The sequence below is a fragment of the Chelatococcus sp. CO-6 genome, assembly GCF_001271345.1.
GTDB classification, from domain to species: Bacteria; Pseudomonadota; Alphaproteobacteria; order Rhizobiales; family Beijerinckiaceae; genus Chelatococcus_A; species Chelatococcus_A caeni.
In genome coordinates, this window is sequence record NZ_CP012399.1 from 442,296 (window position 1) to 464,355 (window position 22,060).

At 68.5% G+C, this 22,060-nt stretch carries 18 protein-coding genes and 1 pseudogene; 11 read left to right on the forward strand and 8 right to left on the reverse strand.

From position 1 onward, the window contains the following. Positions 1–4: 4 nt before the first annotated feature. A complete protein-coding gene (locus AL346_RS22575; protein WP_019400175.1) occupies positions 5–1,342 on the reverse strand; it encodes an aminotransferase class III-fold pyridoxal phosphate-dependent enzyme in 1,338 nt (445 codons plus the stop codon). A 46-nt stretch (positions 1,343–1,388) separates the two neighbouring features. Continuing rightward, entirely contained in the window at positions 1,389–2,270 is an 882-nt protein-coding gene (locus AL346_RS22580) for a GntR family transcriptional regulator (RefSeq protein ID WP_019400176.1), read from the reverse strand. Between the two features lie 86 nt (positions 2,271–2,356). On the opposite strand from AL346_RS22580, the gene AL346_RS22585 reads away from it, so the two are divergent. Beyond that, positions 2,357–3,523 carry a C45 family peptidase gene (locus AL346_RS22585; RefSeq protein WP_019400177.1) on the forward strand — a complete coding sequence of 389 codons (1,167 nt, stop codon included), beginning with the start codon at positions 2,357–2,359 and terminating at the stop codon, positions 3,521–3,523. 61 nt (positions 3,524–3,584) lie between these two features. Further along, the gene (locus tag AL346_RS22590; protein WP_019400178.1) at positions 3,585–5,159 is read left to right on the forward strand and encodes an ABC transporter substrate-binding protein; all 1,575 of its coding nucleotides are present in this window, start codon (positions 3,585–3,587) and stop codon (positions 5,157–5,159) included. 8 nt (positions 5,160–5,167) lie between these two features. Here AL346_RS22590 and AL346_RS22595 read toward each other — a convergent pair whose 3' ends face one another. Next, positions 5,168–5,803, reverse strand: coding sequence for a GntR family transcriptional regulator (locus AL346_RS22595; RefSeq protein WP_026014771.1), 636 nt, complete (start codon positions 5,801–5,803; stop codon positions 5,168–5,170). 198 nt (positions 5,804–6,001) lie between these two features. On the opposite strand from AL346_RS22595, the gene AL346_RS22600 reads away from it, so the two are divergent. The 8 genes and pseudogenes from AL346_RS22600 to AL346_RS22635 all read left to right on the forward strand — a co-directional run bounded on the left by AL346_RS22600 (position 6,002) and on the right by AL346_RS22635 (position 15,677). Beyond that, positions 6,002–6,892: a hypothetical protein gene (locus AL346_RS22600; RefSeq protein WP_019400180.1), complete on the forward strand. Its 891-nt coding sequence runs from the start codon at positions 6,002–6,004 to the stop codon at positions 6,890–6,892. Positions 6,893–6,894: 2 nt separating this feature from the next. Continuing rightward, complete coding sequence (locus tag AL346_RS22605; protein ID WP_019400181.1) at positions 6,895–8,442, forward strand: ABC transporter substrate-binding protein; 1,548 nt, start codon at positions 6,895–6,897, stop codon at positions 8,440–8,442. Between the two features lie 26 nt (positions 8,443–8,468). Continuing rightward, positions 8,469–9,413, forward strand: a complete 945-nt coding sequence (locus tag AL346_RS22610) for an ABC transporter permease (RefSeq protein WP_019400182.1) — start codon at positions 8,469–8,471, stop codon at positions 9,411–9,413. Further along, positions 9,410–10,225 (forward strand): ABC transporter permease, encoded by an 816-nt coding sequence (locus AL346_RS22615; RefSeq protein ID WP_053194160.1) that lies wholly within the window; start codon positions 9,410–9,412, stop codon positions 10,223–10,225. Before AL346_RS22610 ends, AL346_RS22615 begins: the two co-directional genes overlap by 4 nt. Before the next feature lies 1 nt (position 10,226). Further along, positions 10,227–11,926: pseudogene (locus AL346_RS25865) on the forward strand (ABC transporter ATP-binding protein). 525 nt (positions 11,927–12,451) lie between these two features. Further along, positions 12,452–13,552, forward strand: coding sequence for a carboxynorspermidine decarboxylase (gene nspC / locus AL346_RS22625; protein WP_019401487.1), 1,101 nt, complete (start codon positions 12,452–12,454; stop codon positions 13,550–13,552). Between the two features lie 34 nt (positions 13,553–13,586). Continuing rightward, complete coding sequence (locus tag AL346_RS22630) at positions 13,587–14,882, forward strand: saccharopine dehydrogenase family protein (RefSeq protein ID WP_019401488.1); 1,296 nt, start codon at positions 13,587–13,589, stop codon at positions 14,880–14,882. Between the two features lie 165 nt (positions 14,883–15,047). Further along, positions 15,048–15,677, forward strand: a complete 630-nt coding sequence (locus AL346_RS22635; RefSeq protein WP_019401489.1) for a trimeric intracellular cation channel family protein — start codon at positions 15,048–15,050, stop codon at positions 15,675–15,677. 15 nt (positions 15,678–15,692) lie between these two features. On the opposite strand, the gene AL346_RS22640 is transcribed toward AL346_RS22635, so the two are convergent. From AL346_RS22640 to AL346_RS22660, 5 genes are all read right to left on the reverse strand, one after another. Beyond that, positions 15,693–16,970: a TRAP transporter large permease gene (locus tag AL346_RS22640; RefSeq protein ID WP_019401490.1), complete on the reverse strand. Its 1,278-nt coding sequence runs from the start codon at positions 16,968–16,970 to the stop codon at positions 15,693–15,695. After that, positions 16,967–17,467: a TRAP transporter small permease gene (locus tag AL346_RS22645; RefSeq protein ID WP_019401491.1), complete on the reverse strand. Its 501-nt coding sequence runs from the start codon at positions 17,465–17,467 to the stop codon at positions 16,967–16,969. Before AL346_RS22645 ends, AL346_RS22640 begins: the two co-directional genes overlap by 4 nt. A gap of 30 nt (positions 17,468–17,497) precedes the next feature. Beyond that, positions 17,498–18,169, reverse strand: coding sequence for a cyclase family protein (locus AL346_RS22650; protein ID WP_019401492.1), 672 nt, complete (start codon positions 18,167–18,169; stop codon positions 17,498–17,500). A 73-nt stretch (positions 18,170–18,242) separates the two neighbouring features. After that, positions 18,243–19,235 (reverse strand): TRAP transporter substrate-binding protein, encoded by a 993-nt coding sequence (locus AL346_RS22655; protein WP_026015011.1) that lies wholly within the window; start codon positions 19,233–19,235, stop codon positions 18,243–18,245. A gap of 637 nt (positions 19,236–19,872) precedes the next feature. Beyond that, a complete protein-coding gene (locus AL346_RS22660) occupies positions 19,873–20,577 on the reverse strand; it encodes a GntR family transcriptional regulator (RefSeq protein WP_053194162.1) in 705 nt (234 codons plus the stop codon). Between the two features lie 476 nt (positions 20,578–21,053). Between AL346_RS22660 and AL346_RS22665 the strand changes: the two genes are divergently transcribed. Then, complete coding sequence (locus AL346_RS22665; protein ID WP_053194163.1) at positions 21,054–22,055, forward strand: 4-hydroxythreonine-4-phosphate dehydrogenase PdxA; 1,002 nt, start codon at positions 21,054–21,056, stop codon at positions 22,053–22,055. Positions 22,056–22,060: the final 5 nt, after the last annotated feature.

Here is a 22,060-nt window from a genome sequence, read left to right on the forward strand (position 1 = left end):
AATCTCAGTCGAGCGCGCGCAGGGCGGTGCGGATGGCGCCGACGATGCGGGCGACGTGCTCCTCCGCGAGGATGAGCGGCGGCGACAGGACGATGAGATCGCCCGAGGCGCGCACGAGCACCCCGGCCTCGTGGCACGCTTGCGCACAGGCCGTGGCGCGGGCGCCGGCGGCGCCCGGCCGGGGCGTCAGCTCGACGACGCCGAGGATGCCGATCGAGCGGATGTCGGCGACGTGCGGCTCCCCGCGCAGGCCGTGCAGGGCCTCTTCCCAGGCCGGCGCCATCGCGGCGGCGCGCTGGAAAAGGCCCTGTTCCTCATAGACGTCGAGGGTTGCGAGCCCGGCCGCGCAGGCGAGCGGATGGGCCGAATAGGTATAGCCGTGGAACAGCTCGATCGCCTCCGGCGGTCCGGCCATGAAGGCATCGAAGACCTGTCGGCTGACGATCACGCCGCCCATCGGCACCGCGCCGTTCGTCATGCCCTTGGCGCAGGTGATGATGTCGGGCGTGACGCCGAGGGCTTCCGCCGCGAAGGCGCGCCCGAGGCGGCCGAAGCCGGTGATCACCTCGTCGAAGACGAGGAGGATGCCGTGGCGGCTGCAGATGGCGCGCAGCCGCTCCAGATAGCCGACCGGCGGCGGGTAGACGCCGCCCGAGCCGATGACGGGCTCGACGATGACGGCGGCCACCGTCGCCGGATCGACGATCTGCAGCAGCGCCTCCAGCTCGTCGGCATAGCCGGCGTCGTGCGCCGGCTGCCCGCGGGAGAAGGCCATGGAGCCGTCATAGGGCAGGCGGAGATGGGCGACATCGGGCAGGAGCGGCCCGAAGTCGCGCTTGTGCCGGCCGATGCCGCCGACCGACAGGCCGCCGAAGCCCATGCCGTGATAGCCCTTGGCGCGGCCGATCAGCCCAGTGCGGCCGGCCTCGCCGCGCGCACGGTGATAGGCCCGGGCGATCTTGAGGGCGCTGTCCACGGCCTCCGACCCGGAATTGGTGAAGAAGACATGGTCGAGCCCTTCCGGCGCGAGCTGCGCCAGCCGTTCGGCGAGGGTGAAGGCGGCGGGATGGCTCATGCGGAAGGACGAGACGAAATCGAGCCGCGCCGCCGCCTCCTGGATGGCGGCGACGATGCGCGGCTGGGCGTGGCCGGCGTTGACGCACCACAGGCCGGCCATGGCGTCGAGCACCCGGCGCCCGTCGGCGGCGATGTAGTCCATGCCCTCCGCGGCCACGAAGGTCACCGGATTGGCGCGGAACTGGCGCATGGCCGTGAAGGGAAGCCAGAAGGCATCGCCGACGTCGTTGGCGTACGGGCGTGCGGATGGGGCGGCGGCGGTCATGACGGCTCCGATCAGATGATTTTATTTTAGGCAAAATACATGGCTGTCACCCGGGGTCGGTGCCGGATGCGCGGATCAGGCTGGCGCGCTCGATGTGTCGCCGCAGCAGGAGGGAGGCGACCTCGCGGTCGTTCCGCGCCAGGTGGCCGAGGATTTCCATATGCTCGCGGCAGTTCACGACCACGCGCTCGAAGCCGAACTTCCAGTCGTATTGCGAGAAGCGGCGCAACTGGTTCTGGTGGCGGATGGCGGCATGAATGAAGCGATTGTTCGATGCCGCCGCGAGGCCTTCGTGAAAATCCGCGTTCATCTCGAAGAAGGCGACGCTCGAGCTTTCCTGCCAGGGCCTCGCCAGCGTCTCCTCGTGGCGGCGGCGCATCGCCTCGATCCACGCCCCCTCGAGGTGGAAGCCGGGCTCGAGGAGGGCGGCCGGCTCGAGGAGCAGGCGGAACCGGTAGCTCTCGTCATGGGTCGCCCGGTCGCGGGTGCCGGCGAGAAAACGCCAGCCGTAGCCGGCCTTGCGCTCCACCATGTCGAGTTCGGCGAGGCGGGACAGGATGCGCTGCACGCTCGCCCTGTTGAGGCCGTAGCGCCGCATGACCTCGCCTTCGGTGATCTCCTGCGGCAGGGATCCGCTGCGCTGGTCGCGGGCGATGCGCACGAGCCATTCGTCGTGATCCTCGGCCGGCGCGGCGACCTGCGCTTTCGGAGGGATGGCGACGAGTTCCACGCCCCGGTTCGGCCGGCGCGCGACGATGCCCTGGTCCTCCAGATAGCGCAGCGCCCCGCGCACCGGCGTGCGTGAGACCGCGAGCCGCCGGGCGAGCCCGTTCTCGTTGAGGAGGGCGCCCACCGCGAGCCCGTCGTCGTTGACGAGCGCGACGATGCGGTTGGCAAGGGCCTGCTGCAGGCGGCTCGGCTGGTGCACGAGGCATTCCCTCTTGATTGTTCTATCTCACGATGAAATACAATAGGCGAAATGTAAACACCCGCTGCCGAGAGAGGTCGCCCCCGATGGTTCCATCCTGCCCGCTCGTCGAAATATCCGGCTCGCCCCGCGAGCGCGGCCGTCAATATGGCGAGCAGGCAGCGGAGCGCATCCGCCTCGGCATCGCGCATTATTCGGAGCAGCTGAGGGCGGGCAAGCTCTCCGACGAGGCCATCGACACGCTCGCCCGCCGCTTCGAGCCGACGATCGCCGCCTTCGACCCGGCCTATATCGAGGAAATGCGCGGCATCGCCGAGGGGGCGGGTGTTCCCTACGGCTCCGTGATGCTGCTCAATGCGCGCACCGAAATCCTCAAGCTCGCCCAGCGTCCCGCCGGAGAGCGGCCGTTCACGGACGAGGACCCGGACGGCTGCACGGGTGTCGTCGCCCTGCCGGAGGCCACGCGTGACGGGCGCCTCATCCACGCCCAGAACTGGGACTGGAAGGTGGAATGCGCCGAGACGGCGGTGGTGCTCAAGGTGCGGCGCGACGACGGTCCGGACATCCTCACCTTCACCGAGGCCGGCGCCCTCGGCCGCTCGGGCTTCAACGCCGCCGGCATCGCCATCACCGCCAATTATCTCGAGACCGACCGCGACTATCGCCAGCTCGGCGTGCCGCTCGCCCTCATCCGGCGCAAGGTGCTGGAGCAGAGGCAGCTCGCCGCGGCCATGCGGGCTGTCTATGTCACCCCCAAGTCGGCGGCGAACAACATGATCGTCAGCCAGGCGAACGGCGTCGCCATCGATTTCGAATGCGCGCCGGACGAGACCTTCCAGGTGCATCCCGAGCGCGGCCTCATCGTCCACGCTAACCATTTCCAGAGCCCCGTCGCGCTGTCGAAGCTCAAGGACACGGGCATCGCCAACACGCCGGACAGCCTCTACCGCGACATCCGCGTGCGCGGCCTCGTCGCGCCGCACCTCGGCGCCGTCACGCGCGAGGTGGTGAAGGAGGCGCTCTTCGACGATTTCGAGACGCCGTGGTCGGTGTGCCGGCCGCCGCGGAAGAACCTCAGCAACAACCTGAGCGCCACGGTGGCGATGATCGTGATGGAGCCGATGCTCGGCCTCATGGAGGTGGCCATGCTGCCGGCCCTGAACCGCACCTTCACGACCTACACACTCGAGATGGACGTGCGGCAGCCGGAGCAGGCCGGGCGCACGTCGCCGCCCTTGGCCGCGGCCGTCTGAGAGACGGCCGCAAGCGGCTGGTCATGACAACAACAGAGCGGGAACCAGCAGGATGCGGAGGATGAAGATGAGGTCGAACACCAGAGCCCTGCTCGCAGGGTGTCTCACGGGCCTGTTGGCGGTTGCGGCCGGCCCGGCGCTCGCACAGACGTCGGTGCTGCGCATCGCGCTCAACGCGGACATCCGCGGCACCAATCCGGGCGTCAACCGCGACGACAACACGGATGCGGTGGTGCTGCACGTCGTCGAGGGGCTCGTCGGCTATACCGAGAATGCCGGCATCGCGCCGCTCCTCGCCGAGGGCGTCGCGGTTTCCGACGACGGGTTGAGCTACACCTTCACCCTGCGCCAAGGCGTCAAGTTCCACAACGGCGCCGAGCTGACGGCGCAGGACGTGGCGTGGAGCTGGCAGCGCTATATGGACCCGAAGACGGAGTGGCGCTGCCTTTCCGAATTCGACGGCCGCGGCCGTGCGAAGGTCGAGGCGGTCGAGACGCCTGACGCGCAAACCGTCGTCTTCCGCCTGAACAAGCCCGATGCGTTGTTCCTGGCGACCCTTGCCCGCACCGATTGCGGCATGGCCGGCATCCTGCACAAGGACTCGCTCAAGGCCGACGGTTCCTGGGACAAGCCGATCGGTACGGGCCCGTTCACCTTTGGGGGATGGCGGCGCGGCGAATTCGTCAGGCTGGCGAAGTTCGACGCCTACGCCAATCCCGGCGAGGGCAAGGCCGATGGCTATGTCGGCTCCAAGCGCCCGCTGGTCGATGAGGTGCGCTTCATGGTCATCCCGGACAGTGCGGCGGCCAAGGCGGCGCTGCTGCGTGGCGACGTCGACATCGTGCCGGACGTCGCCAATGCCGATGTGAAGGAGCTGAAGGCCAATCCGGACCTGAGCCTCTCGATCGCGCAGAACATGGGCATCAGCACGCTCCTCATGCAGACGCGCGATCCGTTGCTGTCGAACGTCAAGCTGCGCCAGGCGATCGCCGCGGCCCTCGACACGGCCGAGATCACCAAGGCGGTCACCGAGGGGCTCGCCCGGCACAACAACTCCATCGTGCCGCTGCCGTCGGCCTATCACACGCCGGCCCACGACAAGGGCTACACCCATGATCCGGCGGCCGCCGCCAGGCTGCTGCAGGAGGCGGGCTACAAGGGCGAGCCGCTCGTCATCCTGACCAATAAGCGCTATCCGCAGACCTTCTCCTCCTCGGTCCTGATCCAGGCCATGCTGCAGGCGGCCGGCATCAACGCGACCCTCGAGGTGCTGGAGTGGGGCACGCAGCTCGACCGCTACAACAAGGGCAACTACCAGCTGATGGCCTTTCCCTATTCGGCCCGGCTCGACCCCTCGCTGAGCTACGATTCCGTCATGGGCTCCAAGGAGAAGCAGCCGCGCAAGGTGTGGGACAGCCCGGACGCCCAGGCGCTGCTCGAGAAGTCGATGGTGATCTCCGACAAGGCCGAGCGGCAGCAGATCTTCGACGAGCTGCACCGCCGCTTCCTCGAGGAGGTGCCGTTCGTCATGCTCTACAACGGCGTCGAGGCCAGCGCCTTCCGCAAGAACGTCAAGGGCTACGAGGCGTCCGTCCTGTCGAAGCCGCGCGCCTGGGAAGTGACGATCGCCGACTGACGGGGCCGTCAGAGCGTCGTCTGCGCTTCCGACTGCTGGATGTGGGCCGCGATGACGCTGCGCAGCAGGTCGGCGTCCCCGGCGGCGAGCGCATCGACCATCATGAAGTGCTCGCGGCCGGACTGCTCGATGCGGGCACGGGTCTTCCACTGCGTGGCCGGGGCGGACGGGCCGCGGCCGCGCAGCTCCAGGGCCATGTTGATGAGCTCGCGGTTGGAGCAGAGCCGGAGGAGCCGTACGTGGAAGGCGATATTGGCCTCGTACTGCTCGAGCAGCGTGCCGGTGAGGATCAGCTCCTCGAATCGCCGGGCGAGGGCGCGCAGCTCCGCGATATCGGCCGCGGTGGCATTGCGGACCATGCTCGGGGCCGCGGCCGATTCGAGGACCACGCGCAGCTCGCGGATCTCGTCCGCCTGCCGGTCATCGAGGGCATGGACGTGGTAGCCGCGGTTGGGCACGTGCCGCACGAGGCGCTTCAGCGCGAGCTGGTCGAGCGCCCGGCGCACGTCCATGCGGGTTGCGCCATAGCGCCGTTCGAGGTCGATCTGCTTCAGCCAGGCGCCCGCGGCAAAGACGCCGGCCTGAATGTCGCGCGCCATAATGTCGACGAGCGCTGCGGCAGTTCCATCGGCTTTGGCGGTCATGGGAGTAGAGCAACCTCGATGATGCGGACAGGCCCATCTCATACGCGGCGGCGCGGCAAGGGCAATCCCGCCCCGCTCCTGCGGCGTGACGGCCCGGGCCGACCGCCGTCGCGGAAGTGTCGGAAATACGTCTTGCCAAAGGCGGCAGGCGGTGTAAACATTTTTGGCGCCAATTTCTGCGCCAACTGGAAATCCTCAATGGTCCAAAGCCTTGCTCCAGCGCTCCTGGAGGACGTCGACCTCCGAGCGCGTGCCGTCGAGACGTATGATCTCGGCGAGACGACCGTCTTCGCCTGCAAGGGCGACCCCCGCTTCTCCTATTGCCTCTACGTCCCGCGCCGGTCCGATCCGGCCGAGGCGCTCGACCTCGTCGTCGCCATGCACGGCACCGGGCGGGCCTTCATCGAATATCGCGATGCCTTCGCCGCCTTCGGGCGCTGGAACAACTGCGTCATCCTCTGCCCGCTGTTTCCCGTGGGGGTGCGCGGCGACGACAACCGTGACGGCTTCAAGTACATCGTCGAAGGCGACATCCGCTATGACGAGGTGCTGCTCGCCATGGTCGAGGAGGTCGGCGCGCGCTACGGCCTCGATGTCGAGCGCTTCGCGCTCTTCGGCTATTCCGGCGGCGGCCACTTCACCCATCGCTTCCTGATGCTGCATCCCGACCGGTTGTGGGCCGCCTCCATCGGCGCACCGGGCTCGGTGACGCTGCTCGACCGCGAGCGTGACTGGTGGGTCGGCATCCGCAACGTCAGGGAGCGCTTCGGCATCGAGCTCGATATGGCAGCGATGCGGGAGGTCCCGGTGCAGATGATCGTTGGCGCCGCCGACCTGGAGACTTGGGAAATCACCCACCGCGAGGGCGGCCGCCACTACATGCCGGGCGCCAACGACGCCGGGCGCACGCGGCCGGAACGGCTCGACAGCCTGCGCCGCTCCTTCGAGGCGGCGGGAATAGAGGTGCGCTTCGACCTGCTGCCGAACGTGCCCCACGACGGCCGCAAGGTCGTGCCTCACGTCGAGGCATTCTTCGCCGACGTCCTGAAGGCGCGGCGTTCGAGCAGACAGCTTCTGGCGGCGGAGTAGGCATGATGAAGAGAACGATCGCTTTCACTCTCGGCACCCTGCTCGCCGCCGCGCCGGCCGCGGCACAGACTGTGACGGTTGCCCTCAACGCGGACATCCGCAGCACCAACCCGGGCGTCAACCGGGACGACAATACCGATGCCGTGGTGCTGCACATGGTCGAGGGGCTCGTCGGCTACCGCGAGAACGGTTCGGTCGCGCCGCTTCTCGCCGAGAAGGTGGACGTCTCGCCCGATGGCCGCACCTACACCTTCACGCTGCGCAAGGGCGTGAAGTTCCACAACGGCGCCGAGCTCACGGCAGACGACGTGCTGTGGAGCTGGAACCGCTACATGGATCCGAAGACCGACTGGCGCTGCCGGTCCGAGTTCGACGGGCGCAGCGGCCTCAAGGTCGAGAAAGCGGAGGCGCCCGATGCGGCGACCTTCGTCATGACGCTCGACCGCCCGAGCGCGCTCTTCCTCGATTCGCTCGCGCGCACCGATTGCGGCATGACGGCGGTCCTGCACCGCGATTCCGTCACGGCCGATGGATCCTGGGACAAGCCGATCGGCACCGGCCCGTTCCGGTTCGGCGAATGGCGCCGCGGGGAATATGTGACGGTCACGCGCTTCGACGACTATTCCTCGCCGCCGGGCGACCGGCCGGACGGCCTCGTCGGCGCCAAGCGCACCGCACTCGCCGAGGTGAAGTTCCTCGTGGTGCCGGATGCCTCGACGGTGAAGGCCGCGCTCGTCTCGGGCGCCGTCGACCTCGCGCAGGTGCTCGATTCCGACGTGCCGGAACTCTCCGCCAGCAAGTCGGTCGCGGTGGGCCTCTATCCGTCGGCGACCAAGCACACCTTCCTGTTCCAGACCCGCGATCCGCTGCTCGGGAACGTCAAGCTGCGCCAGGCGATCGCGGCCTCGATCGACATTCCCGAGCTCGTCGCGGCCGTTTCCAACGGACACGGCAAGGCAAACAACTCGGCCGTGGCGCTCACCTCGGCCTATTACGGCGACGTGCAGCGCAAGGCCTATGCCTATGACCCGGAGAAGGCGAAGCGGCTGCTTGCCGAGGCCGGCTACAAGGGCGAGCCGATCAGGATCATCGCCAACAAGCGCGTGCATGTGCCGAGCTTCAACGCGGCGGTGATCGCCCAGGCCATGATGCAGGCGGTCGGCATCAATGCCGAGATCGAGGTGCTTGAATGGGCGACGCAGCTCGACCGCTACAACAAAGGCAACTACCAGATGATGTCCTTCTCCTATTCGGCGCGGCTCGACCCGGCCCTGAGCTACGAGCAGTTCTCCGGTCCCAAGGACCGGCAGCCGCGCAAGGTGTGGGACGATCCCGCCGCCCAGGACCTGATCGAGAAGGCGTCGGTCATCTCCGACGAGGCGGAGCGGCGGAAGCTGTTCGACCACTTGCACGAGCTGCAGCTGGAGACGACCCCGCTCATCATCTTCGCCAACGGGCAGGAGGCCTGGGCCCATACGAAGCGGCTCGAGGGGGCCGATCCTTGGGAGGGCAAGCCGCGGCTCTGGGGCGCCCGCGTGGCCACCAACTGACGTAACGACGAGGGAAGGCAGGGCTCATGCTGCGCTTCGCCATCAGACGGATCCTCATGGCCGTGCCGACCCTCGCCATCATGGCGGTTGCGGTCTTCGTCCTCATCCGCCTCATTCCGGGCGACCCGGCCTCGCTGATGCTCGGCGACCTCGCGGATCCGGCGAGCCTTGCCGACCTGCGCGAGCGCCTCGGCCTCGACAAGGACATCGCCACGCAGTTCGTCATCTGGTTCGGCAATGTCCTCAGGGGCGATCTCGGCCTGTCCATCACCTCCGGCCAGCCGGTGCTGCCCCTGGTGCTGGAGCGCTTCTGGGTGAGCGCCCGCATCGTCTTCATCGCCGTCGCCATCGCGAGCCTCATTGCCGTGCCCGCGGGGGTCATCGCCGCCTGGCGGCAGAACAGCGCGCTCGACCTCGCCCTCGTCGGCACCGCGACCGTGCTCCTCTCCATCCCGACCTTCTGGCTGGGGCTGCTGCTGCTTCTCCTGTTCGGGCTGAAGCTGGAGTGGCTGCCGGTCGTCGGCTACGTGTCCTTCTGGGACAATCCGACCGCGGCCCTCCTCTACATCCTCATGCCAGTCGCGACGCTGTTCCTGCACGAGATGGGCGTGCTCATCCGCATGTCGCGCGCGAGCACGCTCGAGGTGCTGCGGCTCGACTACATCACCCATGCCCGCGCCAAGGGGCTGTCGGAAAGGGCGGTGCTGTGGCGGCACGCCTTCAAGAACGCCTTCGGCCCCACCTGGACGCTGATCGGCCTCGTGCTCGGCAATCTCCTCGGCGGCATCGCCGTCGTCGAGACGGTCTTTACCATCCCCGGGCTCGGGCGGCTGCTGGTCGATTCCATCTTCGCCCGCGACTATCCCGTCATCCAGGGCTGTCTGCTGTTCGTCGCCTTCGTCTACGTGGTGGTGAACCTCGTGGTCGATCTGCTCTATCCCGTCTTCGATCCGAGGGTGACCGCGGAATGAGACTGCCTGCCCCGAACGCCGTCCTCGGCGGCGCGATCATCGGCGTCGTCGTCGTCGCCGCGCTTCTCGGCGCCGTGTGGACGCCGGTCGATCCGCTCAAGATCAACTTCGCCGCGCGCCTGCAGCCGCCGGGCGGGGCCTATCTTCTGGGCACCGACGAGTTCGGCCGCGATGTCCTCAGCCGCCTGATGGCGGCGGCGGCCACCAGCGTGTGGATCAGCCTCGTCACCGTCGCCGCGGCCGTCACCGGCGGCACCATCATCGGCCTGCTCACCGGCTACCTGCGCGGCTGGACCGACCGCATCCTGATGGCCTTCAACGACGCGCTCCTCGCTTTTCCCGGCATCCTGCTGGCGCTCGGGCTGCTCGCGGTCTTCGGCGCCAACAAATACGGCATCATCCTCGCGCTCGGCCTCGCCTATACGCCGTCCGTCGCCCGCATCGTGCGCGGCACGGTGCTGTCGCTGCGCGAGCGCGAATTCGTCGAGGCCTCGCGCGTCATGGGCAATTCCGAGATCTTCACGGTGATGCGGCACGTGCTGCCCAACTGCATCGCGCCGCTGACCGTGCTCGCGACCTCGATGTTCGGCTGGGTGCTGCTGTCGGAGAGCGCGCTCTCCTTCCTCGGCCTCGGCGTGCCGCCGCCGGCACCGACCTGGGGCAACATGCTGGCCTCGAGCCGCTCCTTCATCGCGCAGGCGGTATGGCTCGGCATCTTCCCCGGCCTGTGCATCTCGCTGACGCTGCTCGGCATCAATCTTCTCGGCGATGCGCTGCGCGACAGGCTCGATCCGCGCATGCGGGGGGTGTGACATGGACCGCCGCGAACTTCTCAACGTCGAGGGCCTGACGCTGACGGTGGCGCGCACCGGCCTCGACGTCGTCCGGACCATCGGCTTTTCGGTCGCGCCGGGCGAGATCGTCGGCATCGTCGGCGAATCCGGCAGCGGCAAGACGCTCGCCGCCCGCGCAATCATGGGCCTCGAGCCGCCGGCCATCCGCCGCTCCGCCGGGTCGATCCGCTTCGAGGGCGGGAGGTCACGACGATGGCCCCCGGGGAGCTCCGGCAGCTGCGCGGCGCCCGCGTGGGCATGGTCTTCCAGGAGCCGATGACGTCCCTCAACCCCTCCATGCTCGTCGGCCGCCAGCTCGACGAGGGGCTGGCGCTGCACACGAAGCTCGCCGCCGGGGGGCGGCGGGCCCGCGCCCTCGACATGCTGGCGCGGGTCGGCATCAGGGATCCCGAGGGGGCGCTTTCCTCCTATCCGCACCAGTTCTCCGGCGGCATGCGCCAGCGCATCATGCTCGCCTCCGCCATGCTGCTGCAGCCGGCGCTGCTCATCGCCGACGAGCCGACGACGGCGCTCGACGCCGTCGTGCAGCGCGACGTGCTCGAGCTCATGGTCGAACTGACGCGGGCGCACGGCACGGCGGTGCTCATGATCAGCCATGATCTCGCGATGGTGGCCCGCTATACCGACCGCATCATCGTCATGTGCAAGGGCGAGGTCGTCGAGGAGGGCACGACGCAGGACCTGCTGCGCCAGCCGCGGCATCCCTATACCCAGAAGCTCCTCGCCGCCATGCCGCGGCGCCTGCCCACGCGCGAGGTGCCCCCGGCCCCGGCGCCTGCCGTCGAGGTGCGCGACCTCGTCGTCGACTACGCCGGGCGCCAGGGCTTCATGCGCAGGCAGGCCGGCAAGCGCGCGCTGCACGGCATCGACCTGTCGATCCGGCCGCGCGAGGTGGTGGCGCTCGTCGGCGGCTCGGGCTCGGGCAAGACGACGCTCGGCCGGGCCATTGCCGGCCTCGTGCGTCCGAGCGGCGGCGAGATCCGCTTCGCCGGCCGGCCCGTCGTGGCGGGCGGGGAGGGCTGGCGCGACTATCGGCTCAATTGCCAGATGGTGTTCCAGGACCCCTATTCCTCGCTCGATCCGCGCATGACCATCGGCGCCCTCGTGCGCGAGCCTCTCCGGCTCATGGTCGGCATGAACGGGCGCGACAAGGCGGAGCGCGTCGTCGAGGTGCTGCGCGAGGTGGGCCTCTCCGAAGACTATGCCGACCGCTATCCGCACGAGCTGTCGGGCGGGCAGCGCCAGCGCGTCGCCATCGCCCGCGCGGTGGTCCGCCGTCCGTCCTTCGTCATCGCCGACGAGCCGGTCTCGGCGCTCGACGTGACGGTACGGGCGCAGATCCTCGATCTCTTCGCGGAGCTGCAGCACAAGCACGGCTTCTCCTGCCTCTTCATCAGCCACGACCTCGGCGTCGTCGAGCAGGTGGCGGACCGGGTGGTGGTGATGCAGGACGGGCGGATCGTGGAGGAGGGGACCCGCGACGCGATCTTCGACCGGCCGCAGCACGCCTATACCCGCGAGCTCCTGTCGGCCATTCCCATGCTCGAGAGCACGCCCGGCGGAGGCGTGCGCCTGCGCTGGCGGCTCGACGAGACGTCCGAAGAGACCGCCGGCGAAACCGGACGGGATACGTCTGCGGCCGCCGTGGCGCTGCGCTGAACGATGGCGATCGCGGCGCTCCGGCATGGCCGGAAGCGCTCCCCGGAGTTGCATTCGGGCCATCGATGCGATAAGGCCGGACGACCTTTTGCAGGTTTCATCTGCTGGTTGGGGAGGACGCCATGTCTCACGACGCCCTCTTCCAATTGGGGATGGGCTCAGTCGGACTGGATGCCACCCAAACGGAAGAACCTTTTGGGGCGCGCGCCATAAGGGCGCACGCGACGGCGCTATGCGCCACGGATCGGGGCATCTGTCCTGATGCGGCCATTTGGGCCGCCATGTCGCCAGCCGCACGAACAGCGGGCAGAAAGACACGCGAGCGGGGCAACAGCGCCAAAGCGCTTTTCCCGACGACGGGTCTTGCGGCCTGCCGGGCATAGCCGCTCCCCGCCCATAACAGTCGCTGCGCGCACCGGCACCGATGGCCTGCGGCCACCGGGTGTCCGTGCGCCGGGCGGCATTTTCAGCGCGACGGCCGCGGAGCCGCAGCGCACCAACCATCAACCCGACGGGCAAGAGATCTTGAAGCTGCAGACGCCCTATTACCTCATCGACAAGAGCGCGCTCATGCGCAACCTGCGCGTGATCGAGCGCGTGCGCGAACATTCGGGGGCGAAGGCGCTGCTGGCGCTCAAGTGCTTCGCCACCTGGTCGGTGTTCGACCTGATGCGCGAGTACATGGACGGCACCACCTCCTCCTCGCTCTTCGAGGTCCGGCTCGGGCGCGAGACCTTCGGCGGCGAGACGCATGCCTACAGCGTGGCCTTCGCCGATCACGAGATCGACGCCGTCGTGGCGAATGCCGACAAGATCATCTTCAACTCGATCGGCCAGCTGGAGCGCTTCGCCGATCGCGCCGGCGCGCTGGCGCGCGGGCTGCGCCTCAACCCCGGCGTCAGTTCGTCGGACTTCGACCTCGCCGACCCCGCCCGCCCGTTCAGCCGGCTGGGGGAATGGGACCCTGAGAAGATCGCGGCCGTCGTCGACGAGCTAGACGGCTTCATGATCCACAACAACTGCGAGAACGCCGATTTCGGCCTTTTTGACCGGATGCTCGGCCAGATCGAGGACAGGTTCGGGGCCTTCCTGTCCAAGGTCGACTGGGTGAGCCTCGGCGGCGGCATCCATTTTACCGGCGAGGGCTATCCGCTCGAATTGTTCTGCGAGCGGCTGAAAGCCTTCTCGCAGCGCTTCGGCGTTGAGGTCTATCTCGAGCCGGGCGAGGCGGCCGTGACGAAGAGCACCACGCTCAAGGTGAGCGTGCTCGACACGCTCCACAACGGCAAGGACCTCGCCATCGTCGACAGCTCGACGGAGGCGCACATGCTCGACCTGCTGATCTACCGGCAGAGCGCCAAGGTCAGCCCCGACGCGGGCCCGCACCGCTATATGGTCTGCGGCAAGTCGTGCCTGGCCGGCGACATCTTCGGCGAATTTTCCTTCGAGGCACCGCTGAAGCCGGGCGACCGCATCTCCATCAACGATGCCGCCGGCTACACGATGGTCAAGAAGAACTGGTTCAACGGCGTCCAGATGCCGTCCATCGTCGTGCGTGAGCTCGACGGCAGCCTGCGCGTCGTGCGCGAATTTTCCTTCGAAGACTACAAGTCGAGCCTGTCCTGAGGCTCATCCGGAACGAAAGGAGATCCAAGCCCAAATGAAAAGGAACGTTCTGATCATCGGTGCCGGTGGCGTGGGCCAGGTGGTGGCCCACAAATGCGCGCAGCACAACGATGTCCTCGGCGATATCCATATCGCTTCGCGGACTTTCGCCAAGTGCGAGGCGATCGTCCAGTCCGTCCACGAGAAGAAGAGCCTGAAGACGGCCGGCAAGCTCGTCGCCCATGCGCTCGACGCCCTCGATGTGGAGAAGACGGCAGAGCTCATCCGGTCCACGAACAGTCAGATCGTCATCAACGTGGGCTCGGCCTTCCTCAACATGTCTATCCTCACCGCGTGCATCCGCACCGGTGGGGCCTATATCGACACGGCGATCCACGAGGATCCACTGAAGATCTGCGAGACCCCGCCGTGGTACGGCAATTACGAGTGGAAGCGGCGCGAGGAATGCGCCAAGGCCGGCGTGACGGCCGTGCTCGGTGCCGGCTTCGACCCGGGCGTCGTCAACGCCTATGCGGCGCTCGCGCGCGATGAGCATTTCGACCGCATCGACTCGATCGACATCATCGACGTGAATGCCGGCGACCACGGCCGCTACTTCGCCACAAACTTCGATCCCGAGATCAATTTCCGCGAATTCACGGGGCAGGTGTGGTCGTGGCAGAAGGGTAAGTGGACGTCGAACAAGATGTTCGAGATCCGCAAGGACTGGGACCTGCCGGTGGTCGGCACGCGCACCACCTACATGACCGGCCACGACGAGATCCACTCGCTGTCGCAGAACCTCGGCGTGCCGGACATCCGCTTCTGGATGGGTTTTGGCGAGCGCTACATCACCGTCTTCACCGTGCTGAAGAACCTCGGCCTCCTCTCCGAGCAGCCGATCCGCACGGCCGAGGGGCAGGAGGTCGTTCCGCTCAAGGTGGTGAAGGCCGTGCTGCCGGATCCCTCGTCGCTGGCCCCGGACTACACGGGCAAGACCTGCATCGGCGACCTCGTCAAGGGCGTCAAGGACGGCCAGCCGCGCGAGGTCTTCATCTACAACGTCTCGGACCATGCGGAGGCCTACAGCGAGGTCGGCAGCCAGGCCATCTCCTACACGGCGGGCGTGCCGCCGGTCGCGGCCGCGCTCCTCATCGCCGAGGGGACCTGGGACGTCGGCCGCATGGCCAATGTGGAGGAGCTGCCGCCGCAGCCTTTCCTCGACCTTCTCGGCCGGATGGGCCTGCCGAGCCGCATCAGGGACGAGGCCGGCGACCGGCCGCTGACCTTCGATGCCGAAGGCCGCGTCGCGACCGCCAAGGTGGCCGAGCGGAGGGCGGCAGCCGGCTGACGAGCATGGGCTTTTCGCCGGGCGACGGGGCAGTCATGTCCCCGTCGTCCGGCGAAGCCGCAGGCCCGGCTTGGGTCTGTCCATGCCCTGAAAGCTTTTGTTGGCTTTTCGCACGTACAGTCACGCTCCGACCGACGGAGCCCCTTCACGATCCGCACGCCGAGCATGCAATCCGAGCAGATCCTCAACGTCCTCTATATCGTGGCGATCGTTGCGGAGGCGATGACGGCGGCCCTCGCCGCCGGCCGGCGCTCCATGGACTGGCTGGGCGTCGCGATGCTCGGGGCCATCACCGCCCTCGGCGGCGGATCGGTGCGGGACGTGCTGCTCGGCCGCCATCCGCTCACCTGGATCGAGCATCCCTCCTATCTGCTCATCACGGCCGGGGCGGCGCTCGCCACCGTCTTCATCGCCCGCTACATGCATCACCTGCGCCGGTTGTTCCTCTTCCTCGACGCGGTCGGCCTCGTCGTCTTCACCGTGATCGGCTGCAACATCGCGCTCGCGCTCGGCATGCCCTATGTCATCGTCATCGCCTCGGGCATGATCTCGGGCTGCGTCGGCGGCGTGCTGCGCGACGTCCTGTGCACCGAGGTGCCGCTGCTGTTCCGCGCCGAGCTCTATGCGACGGTCTCGATCCTGGCGGGCGCCCTCTATATCGGCGGCCAATATGCCGGCCTGCCGCATGCCCTCGCCATGGGGATCGCGATGCTCGCGGGCCTTGCGCTGCGCCTGCTCGCGCTGCGCTACGGCTGGAGCATGCCGAAGTTCGTCTATACCGAAAAGCTGCACTGACGCGCGCGGCGCCTGTCAGTAGAACCAGCGCGCCGGCACCAGCACGAGCTGCGGGAAGAGCGTCAGCAGGAAGAGGATCGCCACCTCGGCGACGAGGAAGGGCAGCACGCCCCGGATGACGGAGGCGAGCGGCAGCCGCCCGACGGCCGAGCAGACGTTGAGCACCGTCCCCACCGGCGGCGTCAGCAGGCCGATGGCGCAGTTCATGACGAAGATCACGCCGAAATAGACCGGGTCGACGCCGGCCTGCTTGGCGACCGGCAGCAGCACCGGCGTGAGGATGAGGATCGTTGGGATGAAGTCGAGCGCCGTGCCGATGACGATGACGAGCAGCTGGATCGTCACCATCAGCAGGATCGGGTGCTCGGCGAGCGGGCCGAGCAGGGCGGAGATCTCGCCGGGCACGTTGGCGATCGTCACGAGATAGGCCGTCACCGCCGCGCCGCCGACGAGGAACATCACGGCGGCCGTGGTGCGCACGGCCGCGATGGCGCAGCGGTAGAGCTTTGCGGGCGTCAGCTCGCCATAGATGACGAAGCCGGCGAAGATGGCGTAGACGCAGGCGACGACCGCCGCCTCGGTGGGCGTGAAGATGCCGAGCTTGAGCCCGCCGACGATGATGACAGGCAGGAAGAGCGCGAACAGCGAGGCGAGGAAGGCGCGTCCGGCTTCCGCCCAGCTCCTGCGCGGCAGGGCCTCCAGCCGGTCCATGCGGCAGGTCGCCCACCAGGTCGCGGCAAGGGCGAGCGCCATCAGGACGCCGGGGACGATGCCGGCGAGGAACAGGCGCGTGATGGAGACGCCGCCGGCGACGCCGAAGATGATGTAGCCGATCGACGGCGGAATGACGGGGGCGATGATGCCGCCCGACGCGATGAGCCCGGCCGAGCGTCCGGCATCGTAGCCGGCCTGGCGCATCACCGGCAGCAGCATGGCGGCGAGCGCCGCGGTATCGGCGACGGCCGAGCCGGACAGGCTCGCCAGCATGAGCGCGGTGAAGATGGCGACGTAGCCGAGCCCGCCCTTCAGGTGGCCCACCATCGCCATGCAGAAGTCGATGAGCCGGCGCGACAGGCCGCCCGCGTTCATGGCCTCGCCGGCGAGGAGGAAGAAGGGGATGGCGAGCAGCGGGAAGCTGTCGGCGCCGTTCACCATCTGCAGGCCGATGATGTCGATGTCGAAGGCATCGAGATGCAGCATCAGCGCGACGGCCGTGGCGAGGAGCGCGAAGGCGATCGGCAGGCCGATGACGACGGAGCCGAGGAGGACGGTCGCGAAGATGAGGATCGTCACGCGACGTCTCCGCCGGGTTGCGCGCGCACGGGCTCGCCCGTGCGAATGAGCCGCACGAGGTCGGCGAGGACGATGATGCCGATCGAGACGGCGGAGATCGTCGCCGCGGCATAGGCCCAGCCGGTGGCGATGCCGGTGATCGGCGCCGCGTTGTCGGCGTTGATCAGGCTCTGCCGCCAGGTTCCCCAGCCGAAGATCACGCAGCAGCCGAGCATGACGAGGTTCGCCGTCAGCGTCGCCAAGAAGCGCCCGCGCGCGGGCATGCTCTCGACGAACATGTCGACGCCGAGATGGCCGTGAAGCCGCATCACCGGAACCGCGCCGACGAAGACGATCCACACGAAGACGAGGCGCGAGATCTCCTCCGTGGCGATGATGCCGCTGTCGAAGGCATAGCGCAGCACCACGTTGGTGAAGACGAGGCAGACGAGCACGGCGAGGAGGACGACGAGCAGCGCCTCGACCGCGCGAAACCCCAGATCGACGAAACGTGACATCGGCCCCCTCTCGCGTGCTCCCGGTCCGGGTCAGACCGGCAGGCCCTCGATGGCGTAGACGCGGGCGGGAGCGCCGTCGGCCCCCGCGATCTTCAGCGGCGCGGCGCTGAAGAGGACGCGCCGCGAGGAGAGGGCGGCGGTGTTGACGACATATTCCACGAGGGTGACGCCGTTGCGCAGCAGCACGTCATGCGTGACGTGCTGCTCGTCGGGCACCGTCTTGCCGTCGAGCAGCAGGCGGATGGGATAGTCCTGCGGGAAATCGACCGCCACGGCGCTCGGGCGGCGTTCCAGCAGCCATTCGGCGCTCGCCCGGCTGAGCCAGGGGGCCTCGGTCCAGAAGCTGCGCGTCGCGATATCGCGACGGCGGTCCCATTGGGCGGCGAGCAGCAGGATCTCGCCCTCGCCGCCGCCCGGATCGGCCGCGGCGAGCACGTCGGGCTCGATGGGGCTGTCCGGCGCGACCCCGGAAAGGTCGAAGACCCGCGCCGGCCCCACGACGCGGGCCAGGTCCGTGTGCTCGATCGTCGGCGCGTCGGCGATGAAATGGGCCATGGCATCCACATGGGTGAAGCCATGGCAGGTGGTCGCGATCCGCGTGACGCGGAACTGATCGCCCTGGGCGATGTTGCCGGTCACGGAGATCTCCGGCTTCCAGCGGAAATGCGGCGCGATGGCCATGCTGAGGTCGACGACGCGCATGGGGAACCCTGTGGCAGCTTGAAACGAGGCGCGAACGATGGGTGCCCGGCCGCCGAGACGGCCGGGCGTGTCGTCAGGCGGCGGCGACGATGCGGTCGAGCAGGGCGGAGCCGAACTTCTCGACATAGTCCTTGCGGACCGGCTCCATGACGATGGCGGCGAAGGCGGCGCGGTCGGGATCCTCCACCGCCTCCATGCCCTCCTGCTTCAGCGCGGCGAGCGCGGTCGCCTCGGTCTCCTCGTTCGCCGTGCGCAGGAGAACGGCGCATTCGCGCGCAGCCAGCGAGAGAATCTCGCGGTTCTTCTCGTCCATCGCCTCGAAGCTCGCCTTGTTGGTGATGAGCGGCGCCGTCGTGAAGGCGTGGCGGGTGAGGCTGACGTGCTTCTGCACCTCGTAGAACTTGGCGTTCAGGATGAGGGTGACGGGGTTCTCCTGGCCGTCGACGGAGCGCATCTCGAGCGCCGTGAACAGCTCGGTGAAGGCCATCGGCGTCGGCACGGCGCCGAGCAGCTGGAAGGCCTTGACGTGGGCCGGGTTCGGCGTCGTGCGGATCTTGAGGCCGGCAAGGTCGGCGGGCGTCCTCACCGGGCGGCGGCTGTTGGTGAGATTGCGCCAGCCGACTTCCCAGGTGGAGAGGGCGACGAGGCCGCTCTGCCCGAGCTCGGCCCGCATCTCGTCGCCGATCTCCCCGTCGAGGACCGCGGCCACGTGCTTGCGGTCGTTGAAGAGGAAGGGCAGGTCGAGCACGTTGAGCTTGGGCGCGAGGCCGGTGAAGAAGGGATTGCCGGTGAGCGCGATGTCGAGCGAGCCGCCACGCACGGCGTTGATCATGGTCGGGTCGCTGCCGAGCACGCCGTTGGCGAAGACCTGGATTTCGAGCTCGCCCCCGGACCGCTCGCGCACCATCTCGGCGAAGCGCAGCGAGACCTTGTGCCAGTTGTCCGATTCAGGGTGCGGGTGGCCGAGACGCAGCTTGCGCGGCGCGGCACGCAACGGGCTCGCGCCGAGGCCGAGGGCTGCGCCCGCAGCGGCCATTCCTGCGAGCACCTGCCGACGAGTGGTCATGGACGGAGTGGTCGTGGACCGGGCGATCACGGACCGGGTGGTCACGGACATTGTCTTTCCCTCCAACGTTGCGCGGGCCGTGAGGCGGGACCGGCCGGCGGATATCGAGCGTTTCCCATGCGGGGCCGGAGGATCTGCGCCCCCCTGACCGATCGGACCCGGTGACGCTAGCACCGCCTTAATTCGGCATCAAGTATTCTGCATACAGAATATAGAACGCGGATGGCGCGGTGCCTTGCACCGGTGCGGTGGCGCGCCTGGCATGGAATCGGGAGCGTCGACGGCGATGGGGAGGCGGAGCGCGGCGGCGAGGGGCAGGTACCGGGAGAGGTGCGCCCCGCAGCTGGCGTAGCCATCAGAGACGCGACCGCTCGGGCCGTCGGCCGTGCTCATCACGCGGCGTCGATCGGCGCGACGGCTGTCCGACCGACGCGAATGGAAGGGGGATGAGACGCGCGAACGTCATGGCCGGGCTTGTCCCGGCCATCCACGCCTTTCAGCCTGGTATCGGCGGTGCGGCGCGGATGCCCGCGACAAGCGCGGGCATGACGACAGGAAAGGGCGCATTGTGTTGGCAGATCGGACCGGGTCCGACTTGCGATGACGAGCCTGACCGGGAGGGTTGAGGCTTCCGACCCTACGGGAGCGTCTGCCTGACGCGTTCCCAGCTGTTTCGCATGTGGTTTGCGAGGATTTTGGCGAGGCGGTCGGGGTCGCGGGCGGTGAGGGCCGTGATCATCTCCTCGTGCTCGGCGACGGCCTCGTCCCACTTGGGCGGCTCCTGGTTGCCGAGGAAGCGGATGCGCTTGAGGCGCGACTGCAGCGTCTCGTGGATGTCGGCGAGCACCGCATTGCCCGACAGGCGCACGATGGCCGTGTGGATGGCCTGGTTGAGCTTGAAGTACTCGAGCCGGTTGCGGCTCGCGTAGAAGGCCATCATGCGCGCGTGCAGGGCGGCGACCGCCGCGATGTCGGCGTCGCTGGCGTTGGCGCAGGCGAGGCGCCCGGCCTCCGCCTCCAGCGTCGCCAGCACGCTCAGCATGTCGTAGACGTCCTTCGGCGAGAAGCGGCGCACGATGGCGCCGCGGCTCGGCACGAGCTCGATCAGCCCCTCGCGCGCCAGGAACTTCAGCGCCTCGCGCAGGGGCGTGCGCGAGATGCCCAGCGCCGCGCCGAGTTGGCCCTCGTGCACCCGCGCCCCCGGCGCCAGCTGGCCCTCGGTGATCATGTCGCGGATGCGGGTGACGACCTCGTCGTGCAGCGTGCGCCGGGCGATGGGGCGGGCCTCCTCGGGGCCTGCCTCCGGCCTGTCCGCCGACGGGGCGATGGTCTCGTCTGTCATGCTCACCTGTGGTCTCGGCCTCATGGTCGGCTCGGGATCGGAGCGCCTCGGACTGCCTTGGGATCACCTTGGGGATCGGCTCGGGATCGTCCTGGACCACCGGCCAGCGGGCGAAGGCCCGGCGCCCGATCCTTGCGCGAACTCCTTTGCTATCCCTCTGCTACCCCCTGGCGAACCCGCCGGGATCTCCCGGCGGATCCCTTGGCAGTTCCTTGGCAATTCCTTGTCGAATCCCTTGGCGAATCCCTTGGCGAATCCCTTGCGCGTCAAGGCTCATGATGCCTGCGGCGGGGGCGGCGGTCAATTGAACGCCGTATGATGGCATTCTGTATACAGCATACTTGACGACAGGACCGCGCCCCTCTAGCCTCCCCTCAACCCATCTCCAGGAGGTCCGCGTCGTGGCGCAAAGGCCGCTCAATTCCCCTCCCCAGCCGACCCTCGCCCCAACGATTGCCCCAACGGTCGCTCTCGCCATGGGCGATCCCGCCGGCATCAGCCCGGAGCTCATGGCCAGGGCCCTCCACCTCGACGACCTGCGCGCCGCCGCCCGCCTCGTCGTCTTCGGCGACCGGCGCGTCCTCGCCGCCGGCGCGGCGATCGCCGGCGTGTCCCTTAAGATCGCCGTCGTCACCGATCCGGCCGAGGCCGCGGCCGGCGAGACCCGGCCCATCTTCGTCGACCTCGGCCATCTCGACCCGGCCACCATCCGCCCGGGCGAGGTCAGCCGCGCAGGCGGCGCCTTCGCCGTCGCCAATTTCCGCGCCGCCCTCAAATACGCCATGGCCGGCCATGCCCAGGCGGTCGCCTTCACCCCCTTCAACAAGGCGGCCATGCGCCTCGCCCATCCCTCCTACGAGGACGAGATCACCTTCCTCACCGAGGAGGTCGGGGCCGAGGGCCCGGCGAGCGAGTTCAACATCCTCGAGGGCCTGTGGAACGCCCGCGTCACCTCGCACGTGCCGCTCAAGGACGTCGCCGGACTGATCACCCGCGAAGCCGTGCGCGACGCCCTCGCCCTCGCCGACGGCGCCATGCGCCAGGCGGGCTTTGCCCGCCCGCGCATCGCGGTGGCGGGGCTCAACCCGCATGCCGGCGACGGCGGCAACTTCGGCCGCGAGGAGATCGAGGTGATCGCGCCGGCCATCGCCGAGGCCAAGGCCCGCGGCATCGCCGCCGACGGGCCGTTTCCCTCCGACACCGTCTTCCTGCGCGCCAAAGCCGGCGCCTTCGACGCGGTGCTGACCATGTACCACGACCAGGGCCAGATCGCCATGAAGCTCATGGGCTTCGACCGCGGCGTCACCATGCTCGCCGGCTTCCCCGTCCCCATCCTCACCCCCGCCCACGGCACCGCCTACGACATCGCCGCAAAGGGCATCGCCAATATCGGCGCTACACGCGCCGCATTCAGCCTCGCCGCAAATATCGCCGCGAAACGCATTGACGCCTCGGCGGCGCAGAAGGCGTCGGCCTGAGCGGG